The organism is Fulvivirga kasyanovii (genome assembly GCF_009711405.1).
Taxonomy (GTDB): Bacteria; Bacteroidota; Bacteroidia; order Cytophagales; family Cyclobacteriaceae; genus Fulvivirga; species Fulvivirga kasyanovii.
On record NZ_SMLW01000503.1, the window covers coordinates 1 to 14,395 of the forward strand.

A 14,395-nucleotide genomic window follows, 5' to 3' on the forward strand; every position below is an offset into this window, starting at 1 on the left:
AAGAATTTTTGTCGGCTTGATTTGTTTTATGATCCTCTTCGCAGGTGTAGACTCTGTTTATGGGCAGCTTAATAGGAAGCAGATAAGGAAAAATAATAAGAGGATCTCAAACTTCAGAGGTAAAAAAACATGGTTCGGCAAGGAGAAGCGTTACAACTACGTGGGAGTCTCTGTAAACGCGTTTAATTATTTTGGTGATTTAGCTCCCCTTTCTAATCGCGCAAGTACAGATATAGCCTTCACACGGCCTGGGATCGGCGTTTTCTGGGGACATAGATTCGGTCCCTTCTATACACTTAGGGCTTCATTTACTTATGGTACCATTCGCGGAGACGATTTTGAATCGGCAGACCCTAATGACGATGATGCCAAGTTCAGGTATGTGAGAAATTTACATTTCCGCAACAGAATAAAAGAACTAACCGTAGTGGCCATGTTTGACCTCTTCAAAAATGAGTCGTCATACATAAGCAGGGTGCAGTGGACACCATATGTTTACGGTGGTCTTACCGTATTTCATCACAACCCTCAGGCTTTCGTGCCCGAAGATAGCGGTTTGCCGGAAGCAGGTACGTGGGTTGATCTGGAGCCTTTAGGCACTGAAGGTCAGTATGCAGACTTAGATCCTACTGCCGTCAATGCCGGAATAGAGCCCTACAGTAAATTTCAATTTGCCATTCCTTTGGGTATAGGTATCAGGTATAGGTTGAATCAGGTACTGGATTTGTCTTTTGAGACAGGTGTAAGATATACTTTTACAGATTACCTTGACGACGTTAGTCAGAACTATGTGGATCCGGGAGTGTTTGGTGATGACGAGTTAGCAAGGTTAATGTCCGATCTTTCTTATTATCCTACAGCACCTGTTTCAGGGAGTGAAAGAGAGTTGGATAACCCTAACATTCAGGAAATCTATGGCAATACGGATACATTTGTTGGGGTAGATGGAAATACATATACGCGAATAAGTGGTTACGGGCAAGAACAGAGAGATAATGTTCGGGGTAACAAAAATGAAAACGACCTTTATTTCGTTACGTCTATTAAAGTAGCTTTTATTATTGGGGCAACTTTCAGAAGAGCGAAATTCAGATAATATGAAAAACAGTATTTTAAATATTTCAGGGAAAGTATTTCTATACTTTCCCGTTTTTGTGTTTATATGGCTTACCGGTTTAAGTACCGCCGTGGCTCAGGAGACAGAGATAGGTTTCGGCTTAGGAGGTTTTAAGTACTCAGGAGATCTTTCCAGAGGTATAAACATTAAGTCAATCAAACCAGCGGGTACGGTTTTTTTCAGGTCTAACATAAGTAAAGCTGTAAGCTTCCGGATTGCAGCTACCGGGGGTAAGCTGGCAGGCAGTGATGAAAGAACACCCATTGACCCTTTTGCTGTAAACAGAGACCATAGTTTTGATATATTTCTGTTTGAGGCCTCTACTGTTTTTGAATACCACTTTTTGAAGTGGAGAGATGAATCTACTCTCATTCGCTGGACCCCTTATTTCTTTGGAGGATTTGCCATTTTCGGTATTTCAGGGGAATCTGAAAAACCGGCAGAGTATAGCAACGTGCAGCCTGCATTGCCGTTTGGTTTTGGCTTTAAATATATACTTAATCCAAAATGGTATCTGGGTGCTGAATTTGGTGCCAGAAAAACATTTTTTGACTATCTGGATAATGTAAGCAGCGGAGATGGGACTATAAAAGACTATCAATACGGGAATAAGTTCGATAACGATTTATACTATTTTATGGGCCTAAGTCTTACATATTCTTTTTATACCATACCTTGTCCTACCAGTCCATACAAGAAAAATTACCGGAGAAGGTAAAAAGGGGACTTAAAATAAGCATTTTTACATAAATCGGGTTAATTTTGCATCCCTGTGTCTATATCTAATGAAAATATTATAATGGATTCATTGCCAAATCACATTGCTATCATTATGGATGGTAACGGGCGATGGGCAAAGAACAAAGGTGCCGCCAGAATTTTCGGCCATAAGAACGCTATTAAGGCAGTTCGTGAGGTTACAGAAGGCAGTGCCGAACTTGGAATTAAGTATTTGACCCTCTATGCATTCTCCACTGAAAACTGGGGCCGCCCGGTAGAAGAAGTGACTGGTCTCATGCAGTTGCTTGTATCCACAATTAAAAAGGAACTAAAGACGTTACAGAAGAATGATGTAAGGCTGACAACGATTGGTGATATAGATACACTTCCTAAGGGATGTAGAAAGGAGTTGGCTGAGGCCATGGAGAACACCAGGAACAATAAAGGGCTTACCCTCGTACTAGCATTAAGTTATAGTGGCCGTTGGGAAATATTAGAAGCAGTTAAGCGTTTGGCAAATGATGTAAAATCGGGAAAGGTGGATGTGAAGGATATTGACAACCCGGTTTTTGAATCTTATTTAGGTACCCATGGTATCCCTGACCCAGAGCTGTTGATCAGGACTAGTGGAGAAATGCGTATCAGCAACTTTTTGTTATGGCAAATAGCATATACGGAAATATATTTTACTACAAAGTTATGGCCCGATTTCAGGAAAGAAGACCTGCATGAGGCGATTATTTCATATCAAAAGAGAGAAAGAAGGTTTGGTCGAATTAGTGAACAAGTGAAATCCTGATTAATGAAAAGAATATCTGTATTTTTAATTTTTTGTTTTTTTATTGCCACCTCTCTGAATGCCCAGTTCAGAAAACGCGGTACTGCCCAGGATGACAGTGGTTTGAACTATTCTAATCCGCAGGAATATGTGATTGCAGGAATCGAAGTTACCGGGCTAAAGGTACTGGATAAAAATGCACTTATTTCACTTTCCGGTCTCAAGGTAGGGGATAAGATTAAAGTGCCTGGCGATGATATCAGTGGAGCGATCCGCAAGCTTTGGAAGCATGGGCTGGTAGGTAATGTTACCATTACCATTGATAGAATAGAGGGAGACCAGGTTTACCTGAATATTGAGCTCTCCGAAAGGCCAAGGCTTACAGGTTTCACCTTTGAAGGAGTAAAGAAAGGCCGGGAGTCAGAACTCCGGGAAGACCTTAACCTGATCCGTGGCAGGATACTCTCCGATGCCATCATCAGAAATACCGAATTGACCGTGAAAAACCACTACGTTAATAAAGGATTCCTAAATGCAGATGTTAAAGTTATACAGCAGGAGGATACTGTTAACAGGGACGGGGTAAAGCTTAAGATTGTAGTAAATCCTAAATCCAAGGTTAAAATCAATAAAATCAACATTATCGGTAATGATGAGTTTTCTGATAACCGGATAAAGAAGAAAATGAAGTCTACCCATGAAAAAGTCAGGTTCTCCCTGTTTAAAAGAGCTGCCGAGCTCGTTATGGGTGTTAATCCTTCCAATGTAAAGAGCTTCGTTGATTCTTCTTATGATGTTTCAGGAGAAGAACTCAAGGAGTTTATAAATGATAATATTAAGCTCAACTTCTTTAATTCATCCAAGTTCATCAAATCAGATTATGAGATTGATAAAGACGCTATAATAGCTTTCTATAATTCAAAAGGCTACAGGGATGCTGAGATTATTTCGGATTCTATTTATCGACATGATGATAACTCCATCAATATTGATATTAAAGTAAACGAGGGACGTAAGTATTACTTTGGAGATATCATATGGACAGGAAATTTTGTCCATACCAGTGCAACATTGGATAAAATCCTCGCTATTGAAAAAGGAGATGTTTATAACAAAGAACTTATTGACCAAAAGCTGACCTTCAACCCTAAAGGACCAGATATTAGTGGTCTATATATGGATGATGGATACTTATTCTTCCGGGTTACACCGGTGGAAGTTGCCGTAAACGGAGATTCCATAGATGTGGAAATGAGGATCTACGAAGGAGAGCAGGCTACCATTAAAGATATTATTATTTCGGGTAATGACCGCACCAGGGATCATGTGATCCGTAGAGAGCTTTATACCATACCTGGTCAAAAGTTTAGCAGAACAGACATTATAAGAACGCAGCAGCGTTTAGCTCAAATGGGATATTTTGACCCTGAGCAGATCTCACCTACACCGTTACCTAATCCTGCAGATGGTACAGTAGATATTGAATGGAAGCTTGTGGAAAAATCAAGCGACCAGATTGAACTATCCGGTGGTTGGGGCGGCCAGTTGGGCTTTGTGGGTACGTTAGGCCTTGTGCTTAATAACTTCTCATTACGCAACATGCTTAAAGGTAGGTTTACGCCAATACCTGTTGGTGACGGACAAAGATTGTCAATGCGTGTTCAGGCAACAGGACGTCAGTATCAAAGCTACTCGTTCTCATTTACCGAACCCTGGTTAGGAGGTAAGAAACCTAATTCACTTTCTGTGAGTCTCAATTACTCCATTCAAAGACAAAGGGTTGCAGAAGATAGGGATGGTGATCCAACAAACGGTAATGAATACTTCCCTTCCTATGGTGACTTCAATGCTTCATTAAGTGTTAAAGGTGTAACCGTAGGGCTTGGCCGCAGACTGGAATGGCCAGATAACTACTTTACTTTGACCAACTCACTTTCTTACCTGGTTTATTCTTTAGATAACTATGGAACAAGAGGATTGGGATTTGATGATGGTAATGCCAATAGCATAGCATTTAACACTACGTTGGCCAGGAATAGTATAGACAATCCAATGTATCCTACAAGTGGATCGAGTATATCCCTGAGTGCTACATTCACTCCCCCCTACTCACTATGGAGGGATCTTGACTATGACAATGTTTCGGCGGCTGAGAAGTATAAGTGGATTGAGTATCACAAATGGATGTTTGATGCCCAGTACTATCTTAATCCGGTAGGCAAACTTGTACTAGAGGCTAAAGCTAACTTCGGATATATTGGCTCTTATTCCACCGAAGCTGGTGTCGGACCTTTCGAACGTTTTTATGTTGGTGGTGATGGTTTAGCCGGGCAGAACTTCTTATTGGGTACAGAGGTTATTGGACTGAGGGGATATGAGAATAACAGAATTACACCTCCTTACAATGACACTGATGTTAATGCGATCAGAGGTGGTATTGTATATAATAAATTCTCTATGGAACTTAGGTATCCTGTTACAACCGGACAGGCGGCGACTATATACGGGTTCGTCTTTGCAGAGGCAGGAAACAATTTTGGCTCGTATGAAGAGTTTAATCCTTTTGAGAATTACAGGTCTGCCGGGTTTGGAGCGAGGATCTTTATGCCTGCTTTCGGGTTGATTGGTGTTAACTGGGGATATGGTTTTGATACCCTCCCTGGAGCGACAGAGAGAAGTGGGCCACAGTTCCATTTTACTATAGGTCAACAAATACGATAAAGTATGAAAAAGATATTGGTTTTTTTTCTGGCACTATTTTCGATTGTTCATGTTTATGGACAGAAATTCGGTTATGTTGATACTGACTACGTGCTAAACAAGATGCCGGAATACAAGGAGGCTCAGCAGGAAATTGATAAGCTTTCGAAGGGCTGGCAAGAGGAGATAAAAGAGATGTCAGGAAAAATAGAATCAATGTATAATGAGTTGCAGGCCGAGGAGGTACTGCTAACCGCTGAAATGAAAAAGGATCGTTTGGCGGAGATCAAGAAAAGAGAGGATGACCTAAAGGCCTATCAAAAAAAGATATTTGGTTTTGAAGGACTCTTTTTCCTGAAAAAGAAAGAACTGGTGAAGCCGGTGCAGGATAAAGTTTTTGATGCCATTGAAAAAGTATGCAAAGACCAGCGTTTGGCTATTATGTTTGACAAGGCAGGAGACCTTGTGATGATTTATACGGATCCCAGGCACGACTATACAGATTATGTGCTGGAGGAATTAGGTCTTGGCGACCCGAATGATGTAATTAAGTAAAATGTTTAATTAATAAATACCATGAGAAACAAATTATTATTAACGGTAATAGCACTTACTTTTTTTGGTCTGGCTGCTGTTCAGGCACAATCTGCATTAAAAATCGCTTATGCTGATGTAGATTATATCTTAAGCCAGATGCCTGAGGCAAAGCAAGTGGAGTCTGAACTTAAGGCTCATAACACCCAGTTGCAGAACCAATTGCAGGCTAAATACCAGGAATACCAACAAAAGCTGCAAGCCTACCAACAAGGTGCTGCTACCATGGTTGATGCTATCAGACAAGAAAAAGAAACTGAACTGGCACAACTTGAACAAAGAATTCAAAAATTCCAGCAAGATGCTCAAAGCTCTATGCAAAAAAAATCTACTGACTTGATGCAGCCACTTTACACTAAAGTTGGTAACAATATCGAAGCAGTAGCAAAGGAAAATGGATATGCTTATGTGCTTAACGGACAAGTGGGAGGAATAGATGTTGTTCTTTATGCAGATGAAAAATATGATATCAGTGATCTTGTACTAAAGAAAATGGGAATTACCCCATCTTCAAACTAATTCATAAATACTATTACACTAAAGCCCTTCTAAATTGGAAGGGCTTTTTTATTTTAGAGGCATGCAAAAACAACCTGAATTATTAAGCAAAGGAGATAAAGTAGGTATCATAGCCCCGTCAAGAGTGATAACGGAAGAGCAAATGGCAAAGGCTTTTGAGGTCTTTGATGAATGGGAGCTGGAGGTAATAAAGGGAGAGTCTTTGTTTGCTAAAGAAGGTTATTTTGCTGGGACTGATAGTCAAAGAAGGGCTGATTTGCAGCGAATGATTGATGACCCGGAGATCAAGGCCATATTTTGCGCCAGAGGAGGCTATGGTATGACGCGTATTATTGATCAGATCGATCTTACCAATTTTATTAAAAGGCCCAAGTGGGTGATAGGGTTCAGCGATATTACCGCTTTACATCTGGCGTTGAACCGCAAGGGAATAGAAAGTGTACACGGGCTGATGCCGGTACAATATGATTATATGGGCGTGGAGGAATCACTGGCTTCCTTAAGACAGCTTTTATTTGAAGGTACCGTGAGGTACGAGGTGGCTTCTGATGCTAACAACAGACATGGGGAATGTACGGCTGAAGTTGTTGGCGGCAACCTTTCTTTGGTTGCAGAGAGTCTGGGTACATCCACTGAAATTGATGCAGCAGGTAAAATACTTATACTTGAAGAGATTGATGAGTACCTGTATAAAATTGATCGTATGTTTATGCAGTTGCGTAGGTCAGGGAAGCTGGAAAGCCTGGCAGGCGTAATCATCGGGGATTTCTCTCAGATGAAAGACACTCAAATACCGTTCGGTAAATCTGTATTTGACCTGATAGCGGCACACTTTGAAGGGTTAGAAATACCGATAGCCTATAATTTTCCTGTTGGCCACGAAGCCAGGAACCTGGCGATACCCATTGGTAGAAAAATGAAGCTTGAAGTCCTGAAAGATGTGGTGAGGCTCAGTGATGCTGTTTAACTCGAATGAAGAGGAAAATTCCGCCTGATCCGCTAACTCTGCCCTGTCAGGGCCTCAGTGATCAGGTTTTTACTGTTTTCGGAGAGATTCAGCTCCATCGCCAGCTCCTTTCCTTTGGCAGACATTTTATTCCAGGTTTTTCTGAGGATATCCAATACTTTTTCGGTAGGATGCTGAGAGGCAAAATCTTCGAAATAGTATTGTAGAAATACAAGGCATACTACATCTTCCAGTTTTTTGGTAGACTCATCTGTTTTCAATTTCTTTTTGATAACCATATCCGCTACCTGTTCAATATCCTGTTCGCTATAATTGTGGCTTTGCATGATCTCCCTTAGCAGTGACCCATGCATAAGTTTAAGTTGGGTGCGCCAGGTCAGGTAGCCTTTTCGGTCCATAGGATAATCACTGCGGGGTATGATCCACCTTTTTATATGCTGTCCGTGTGCGGCTATTTTTAACAGTTCATCCGCATCTTTATCGTATACCTCAAGCATCTGACTCATGCGCAGGCTATATAAATATTCTTTAGGAAATTCCTCCCCTTTATACATTTCTATTCTGGGGTCTTGCCGGTTAATGTTATCTATGGCTGATATTACTTCTATAAATCTGGTCATGGCTTCGTCTCTTTGTGCAATTCCGGGATGAGGCTTATACTTTTGTCCTTTGCTGTCTTAAGTGCTGCTACCTGCCCTATAATAATAACAGCAGGAGACTTTATTTGCAAATCTTCTACTTTCCTTGCTATATTACTCAAATTTCCGAAAACCTCTTGCTGGTTCTCATGTGTACCGTTCTGTATGATCCCTACAGGTTCATATTCATCTCTGTAATAACTGAAAAGTTCAGTAATTAACTTTAGGTTTTTCATCCCCATAAGTATAACTACTGTAGCTGACGACTGTGCTGCATAAGCCATATCTTTGGAAAAGGAACCATTGGTTGTGGTGCCTGTAACCACCCAAAAGCTTTCATTTATACCTCTTTTGGTAAGGGGGATGTGGTTGATCGCAGGCACTGCCAGGGAGCTGCTTATGCCAGGGATTACTTCGACTTCAATACCATTTTGCTCGGCGTGTTCCAGTTCTTCATGCCCACGGCCAAATACGAACGGGTCGCCACCCTTCAGGCGTACAACATTGTTGTACCGCAGCGCGTAATCGACGATCATGGCATTGATATAGATCTGTTGGTATTGATGCAGGCCAGCTTTTTTTCCTACGTAGATTTTAATACAGTCTTTCTTGCAATAGTCAAGCAATGAATTGTTGGCCAATGCATCATATAGTACCACATCGGCCTTTTGAAGGGCCTTTATACCCTTTAAAGTTATTAATTCTGCATCCCCCGGCCCGGCTCCAACTAAAATTAATTTTCCCATAGATAATCCGTTTTACGTAGTGTTTAATAGTTTGAAAATAAAAGTACGTAGTTTGTCTTGTTTTTAAAAGTATAATTTACGTATTTTTACGTAATTATTTATCGATCGGATCTTGGATTATTTTACTTGAGTCTTCTGTCGACCTGTGAAATAGAAGTTTTGGGATCCATCTAACCTTAAAATCCAAAGCCAGATGAAAAAGGTAGTTGTAATAGGAAATGGAATGGTAGGCTATAAGTTTTGCGAAAAGCTTCGAGAGAAAGCCACACCTTCGGAAATAGAAATAACAGTATTTGGGGAGGAGCACATTCCTGCCTATGACCGGGTTCACCTAAGTGAGTACTTTGCTGAGAAATCGGCAGATAGCCTGGTCATGGCCGGTATGGACTGGTATAAAGCTAATGAGATTGATCTGCGTATTGGAGAGCTGGTCACATCTATTGACAGACAGGCAAAAATTGTGCGCACTATGCACGGGCAGGAAGCCAGTTATGATATTTTGGTAATAGCCACTGGTTCAAGCGCTATGATCCCTCCTATCCAGGGAGTAGACAAAAGCGGTGTGTTTGTGTATAGAACAATTGAGGATCTTGAGAATATCATTAGCTACGGTGCGAGAATAAAAAAGGCCTCTGTACTGGGGGGAGGCTTACTTGGGCTGGAAGCCGCAAAAGCATTGATTGACATGGGGCTGGAGGCTGATGTTATCGAGTTTGCCCCAAGGCTGATGCCAAGGCAGCTAGACGATCAGGGGGCTCAGATGCTGAGCGAAAAACTTCAGGCTTTGGGTATAGGTATCCACCTCAGTAAAAGTACTAGTGTTATTAAAGGCAATGGTAAAATTGATGCTTTGGAGTTTTCGGATGGAAGTATTCTGGAGACCGACATGCTGGTAATTTCATGTGGTATTGTGCCACGTGATGAACTGGGCAGAAAAGCAGGCCTGGAAGTGGGGCCACGAGGAGGATTGGTAGTGAATGACCAGATGCAAACCAGCGATCCGGATATCTATGCCATCGGTGAAGTGGCCTTACACAATAACCAAATCTATGGGCTGGTGGCTCCCGGATATAATATGGCAGAAGTGGTAGTCAACCAACTGACCGGTGACGGAGTAAGCAAGTTTGCAGGTAACGATATGTCCACTAAACTAAAGTTAATCGGCATCGATGTGGCCAGTTTCGGAGATGCTTTTGGGGAGCGAACGGCATGTTTGCCGATCATTTATGAGAACAAAAGTGGTGGTTGCTACAAAAGGATCAATATTTCTTCTGATGGTAAAAAGCTATTGGGGGGCATTTTAGTGGGCGACACCAGTGATTATAACATGCTTTGTCAGGTAATGCAAAACGGCATGGCTTTGCCACCTCAAGCGGAGGATCTGATACTGGGAAGCCGGGGCGGAGATTCTCCGGGGGGCGCCATTGCAGATTTACCAGACGAGGCTCAGATATGCTCATGCGAGAATGTGGCAAAAGGAGCAATAGTTAATGCAGTTAAAGAACAAGGGCTCGAAGATTTAGGTCAGGTGCGCGCATGTACCAAAGCAGGCACAGGTTGTGGGGCATGCTCTCCCATGGTGGCTGACATTTTTAATGAAACCTTGAAATCCATGGGTAAAACCGTGAGAAAGGTCCTTTGTGAGCATTTCGACTATACCCGGCAGGAACTGTTCGATCTGATAAAAGTGAACGGTGTAAAGGAATATGATGAATTGCTCGACCGGTTTGGAAACGGGGACGGGTGCGAAACCTGCAAACCTGCAGTGGCTTCCATGTTTGCCAGTATCTGGAATGACCTGATCACCAAGCAGGAGGTGATCCAGGATACCAATGATAAATTCTTAGCCAATATTCAAAAAGGAGGCTCCTACTCTGTTATACCCAGGGTGCCCGGTGGTGAGATTACCCCGGAAAAGCTTGTAGTATTAGGGCAGGTGGCTAAAAAATATGATCTGTATGTCAAAATTACGGGAGGCCAGCGTATCGATCTTTTAGGTGCCGGAATTGAACAGTTACCGGCTATCTGGGAGGAGTTGATAGAAGCGGGTTTTGAAAGTGGACATGCCTACGGAAAGGCGTTAAGAACGGTAAAAAGCTGTGTGGGTTCGGCCTGGTGCCGGTATGGCCTGCATGATTCCGTTTCTTTTGCCATAGAAGTAGAAAACAGATACAAAGGACTTAGGGCTCCGCACAAAATAAAGGGCGCAGTTTCCGGTTGTCGCCGGGAATGTGCGGAGGCCCAAAGTAAAGATTTCGGGATCATAGCTACCGAAAAAGGATGGAACTTATATGTATGCGGCAATGGGGGTGCCAACCCTCAGCATGCCAAATTGCTGGCAACGGATATTGATTCCGAATCATGCATCCGCTATCTGGACCGTTTCCTCATGTTCTATATTAAAACGGCAGAGCCATTGAACAGAACATCCACCTGGTTGAATAAAATGGAAGGTGGGCTGGACTACCTGAGGGACGTAGTGATCAATGACTCCCTGGGCATTGGCAAGCAGCTTGAGGAAGAGATGGAATTGATGGTAAATACTTATAAATGTGAATGGAAGGAAGTGGTGAACGATCCGGTGCACAGATCCAAATTTCGTCATTTCATTAATTCTGACATGCCCGATCCTTCTCAGAAATTCGGATTGCTTCGAGGACAGAAAATACCCGTCACCGAACAGAAATAATTTACTCACTAATATAGAAGCGGAAATTATGATTGATACACTTGAACTATACAAGACGGTTGAATACTCCAAGGTGAAAATATGGTTTCAGGCAGGCCATGTTGAAAATTTCCCCATAAACGGCGGTGCCTGCATTAGCTATGGCAGTTTGCAGATTGCGGTATATAACTTTGCCAGAAGAAACGAATGGTATGCTACGCAAAACCTGTGCCCGCATAAGATGCAGATGATTTTATCAAGAGGTATGATCGGTTCGGAAGGAGAGACGCCTAAAGTGGCATGTCCGTACCATAAAAAAACTTTCTCTTTGAAGACAGGTGAAAATCTGAATGGTACAGAGTGCAACCTGGCTACCTATCCTGTAAAAGTAGAAAACGGCTATGTCTACGTAGGCTTTGAAGAATAAAAACAATACTACGACCTACGTAGATTTTAAGTATATCTTCGTAAATTTTGCATAAATTTCACCGATTTGAATATAGTGTTTAATGGATTTCCGGTGAATACCCCTCTATGATGGTTAAGCAAAATAAATTTGATAAGCTGGGTTGGTTCTATCTCATTGCACTTTCATGCATTGCTCTGAGTATTATAGTGAGTCAGTTTTTTATTCAAAGTTATATAGATAAGCAGCAGGATGATTCTCGAATAGTGAATGTGGCCGGCCGGCAGAGGATGCTTAGCCAGAAGATCTCTAAAATCGTGCTTCAGGTTAAAAATCAGCATGATCCGGAACAGCTTAAGCGGCACTTGAGTGACCTTGAAGCTACTCTTGACCTATGGGTTGATTCACACCTTGGGCTACTCTCTGGAAATGAAGGTATGGGGCTGACGGGAGATAATTCAGACAAAGTTATTGAAATGTTCAGGGAGATTGAGCCTCATTATGGTGCCATTGTGGGAAGTACACGTGAGATCATCAATGTCATACAATCGAGTGACAGCTTACCTGATAATATCCTCGAGCCACACATCAAAAACATACTTCTTCACGAAGGGCCTTTTCTGGAGGGTATGGATAATATCGTTTTTCAGTATGATCGGGAAGCCCAGGCAAAAGTAGCCAGACTCAGTAAGGTAGAAATTATACTGCTAATAGTATCGTTGACCATTATTTTGGTAGAATTGGTATTTATATTCAGACCTATAGCACGAAATGTGCGCCAAACCGTGGCGGAGCTTGTGGCCTCTGAAGAAAAGTCCATAAAAATGGCCAGTGAGATGAGCCGCGTTTATGAGGAGCTGGTCAAGTCATATCAGGAACTTGAAGCCGTAAACCTGAAGCCGGATGTGCCCTCACTATATGCCACTATGGATAAGCAGGGGACATTTAATTTTTTCAGCCCGATCTTTAAAAGATTATTGGAATACGATGATACTCCTGATGAAATCAAATCATTGCTTCTCAATAATGGCTATAGCAAGAGTTTTGTGGCAGGCCTGCTGAGTATTGTCAATGAGGGACAGACATGGAGCGGTGAGATCAAATTAATGAATGGCTCGGGTGATTTTTGCTGGCTGGAGTTGTATATCATTCCGGCCAGGTATCAGAAGAGTTTTGAACATAAGCTGATTGCACGAGACATTACCGAAATCAAAGAAGCACGGGTCCGCTCCTGGGAGATAAACAGGGAAAAAATTGAGGCCCGGGTGCGCGAGCAGCAATACCGCTCGGTGCTGATATTGGAAGGGCAGGAAGAGGAACGGCAGCGTCTTGGAAGGGAGATCCATGACGGTATAGGGCAGATGCTGACAGCCTTGAAGCTTAGTCTGGAGTCCATAACGCCATCAAGCTCCAAGCATACCAAAAAACGGCTTGAGGATACCCGTGATTTGATGAAAAGTATACTGAAAGAGGTACGCCGCATTTCATTTAACCTTACGCCAAGCAGTCTTAGTGATTTTGGTATTGTTCCTGCCGTTAAGAAGTTTTGTCAGGAGGTAGACAGGTTATCTGCTCCGGAGGTCACTTTTGAAAATAAAACAAGTTTTGTTAACCGGCTCGACCAGCATATTGAAAACAACCTGTACAGAATCATACAGGAGGCAGTAAACAATGCCATAAAGTACGCATCAGCCAAAAGCATCCGCGTTAGCTTTGAACATGATACAAAATCGCTTAAAATTGTTATTGAGGATGATGGGAAAGGATTTGATTACGAAAAATTAAAAAATTCAGGACATTTTAAGAACTCCGGCCATGGCATATTTAATATGAAAGAGCGAACGGCCTTTATAAATGGTAATTTTGAGTTATTTTCGAAGCACGGAAACGGGACGCGAATTGTCATAAAACTGCCTTTGGACTAAGATGGAAAATACAATTAAAGTAATACTTGCTGATGATCATGAAATAGTAAGGAATGGGATCAGGCTTTTACTGGAAACCGAAGAAGATATTGAGGTTGTTGGGGAAGCTTCCAATGGTGAAGAGGCTATTGAGGTGGTCAGGAAATTGCGCCCTGATTTGCTAATTGTGGATATTCGCATGCCAGTGCTGAATGGTATTGATACCACTGCCCGCATTAAGAAGGAATTTAGTGATACCAAAGTGCTGGTATTGTCTATGCATGATGATGAAGAATATATTATCAAGTCTATAGACTGCGGCGCTGACGGTTATTTGCTAAAGGATACTAATAAACCGGAATTTGTAAAAGCCATCCACTCTACCATGGAAGGTCATAAGTATTTTAGTGGGGATATATCGGATATCCTCGTCAATCATTACTTATCTGCAAAGAAGAGCCCATCTGCAGATGAGACCTCCGACAATGCCAGCGACTACCAGTTGACCAAGAGGGAGCGTCAGATCCTTCATATGATTTATAATGGATTCTCTAATAAGGCGATTGCTGACGAATTGCAAAAAAGTGTACGTACCGTTGAAACACACCGCTTTAATATTATGAAGAAACTTGGCGTAG

At 42.1% G+C, this 14,395-nt stretch carries 13 protein-coding genes; 11 read left to right on the forward strand and 2 right to left on the reverse strand.

The genetic code is table 11. The annotated features are described in order from the left end of the window. The 7 genes from E1163_RS10195 to E1163_RS10225 form a co-directional block, all read left to right on the forward strand. A partial coding sequence (locus E1163_RS10195; protein ID WP_221417980.1) for a DUF6089 family protein occupies window positions 1–1,096 on the forward strand: 1,096 nt, incomplete at its 5' end. A gap of 1 nt (window position 1,097) precedes the next feature. Then, complete coding sequence (gene porG, locus E1163_RS10200; protein ID WP_155171342.1) at window positions 1,098–1,835, forward strand: type IX secretion system protein PorG; 738 nt, start codon at window positions 1,098–1,100, stop codon at window positions 1,833–1,835. A gap of 60 nt (window positions 1,836–1,895) precedes the next feature. Further along, window positions 1,896–2,636, forward strand: coding sequence for an undecaprenyl pyrophosphate synthase (gene uppS, locus E1163_RS10205; RefSeq protein ID WP_343033804.1), 741 nt, complete (start codon window positions 1,896–1,898; stop codon window positions 2,634–2,636). 3 nt (window positions 2,637–2,639) lie between these two features. Then, window positions 2,640–5,336, forward strand: a complete 2,697-nt coding sequence (locus tag E1163_RS10210; RefSeq protein WP_155171344.1) for a BamA/OMP85 family outer membrane protein — start codon at window positions 2,640–2,642, stop codon at window positions 5,334–5,336. 3 nt (window positions 5,337–5,339) lie between these two features. Beyond that, complete coding sequence (locus E1163_RS10215) at window positions 5,340–5,870, forward strand: OmpH/Skp family outer membrane protein (protein WP_155171345.1); 531 nt, start codon at window positions 5,340–5,342, stop codon at window positions 5,868–5,870. Window positions 5,871–5,891: 21 nt separating this feature from the next. Next, window positions 5,892–6,428, forward strand: a complete 537-nt coding sequence (locus tag E1163_RS10220; protein WP_155171346.1) for an OmpH/Skp family outer membrane protein — start codon at window positions 5,892–5,894, stop codon at window positions 6,426–6,428. A 61-nt stretch (window positions 6,429–6,489) separates the two neighbouring features. Next, complete coding sequence (locus tag E1163_RS10225) at window positions 6,490–7,395, forward strand: S66 peptidase family protein (RefSeq protein ID WP_155171347.1); 906 nt, start codon at window positions 6,490–6,492, stop codon at window positions 7,393–7,395. Between the two features lie 32 nt (window positions 7,396–7,427). Here E1163_RS10225 and E1163_RS10230 read toward each other — a convergent pair whose 3' ends face one another. Both E1163_RS10230 and cobA read right to left on the reverse strand, forming a co-directional pair. Further along, the gene (locus E1163_RS10230) at window positions 7,428–8,015 is read right to left on the reverse strand and encodes a DUF4202 domain-containing protein (protein ID WP_155171348.1); all 588 of its coding nucleotides are present in this window, start codon (window positions 8,013–8,015) and stop codon (window positions 7,428–7,430) included. Next, entirely contained in the window at window positions 8,012–8,779 is a 768-nt protein-coding gene (gene cobA / locus E1163_RS10235; protein ID WP_155171349.1) for a uroporphyrinogen-III C-methyltransferase, read from the reverse strand. The genes E1163_RS10230 and cobA overlap by 4 nt, the downstream gene beginning before the upstream one ends. A gap of 193 nt (window positions 8,780–8,972) precedes the next feature. On the opposite strand from cobA, the gene nirB reads away from it, so the two are divergent. The 4 genes from nirB to E1163_RS10255 form a co-directional block, all read left to right on the forward strand. Continuing rightward, a complete protein-coding gene (gene nirB, locus E1163_RS10240) occupies window positions 8,973–11,468 on the forward strand; it encodes a nitrite reductase large subunit NirB (RefSeq protein WP_155171350.1) in 2,496 nt (831 codons plus the stop codon). Between the two features lie 28 nt (window positions 11,469–11,496). Continuing rightward, a complete protein-coding gene (gene nirD, locus E1163_RS10245) occupies window positions 11,497–11,874 on the forward strand; it encodes a nitrite reductase small subunit NirD (protein ID WP_155171351.1) in 378 nt (125 codons plus the stop codon). A gap of 107 nt (window positions 11,875–11,981) precedes the next feature. Beyond that, on the forward strand, window positions 11,982–13,778 hold the full coding sequence (locus E1163_RS10250; protein ID WP_246223597.1) for a sensor histidine kinase: 1,797 nt from the start codon (window positions 11,982–11,984) through the stop codon (window positions 13,776–13,778). Between the two features lies 1 nt (window position 13,779). Further along, on the forward strand, window positions 13,780–14,395 hold a 616-nt coding region (locus E1163_RS10255; protein WP_155171352.1), incomplete at its 3' end, for a response regulator transcription factor.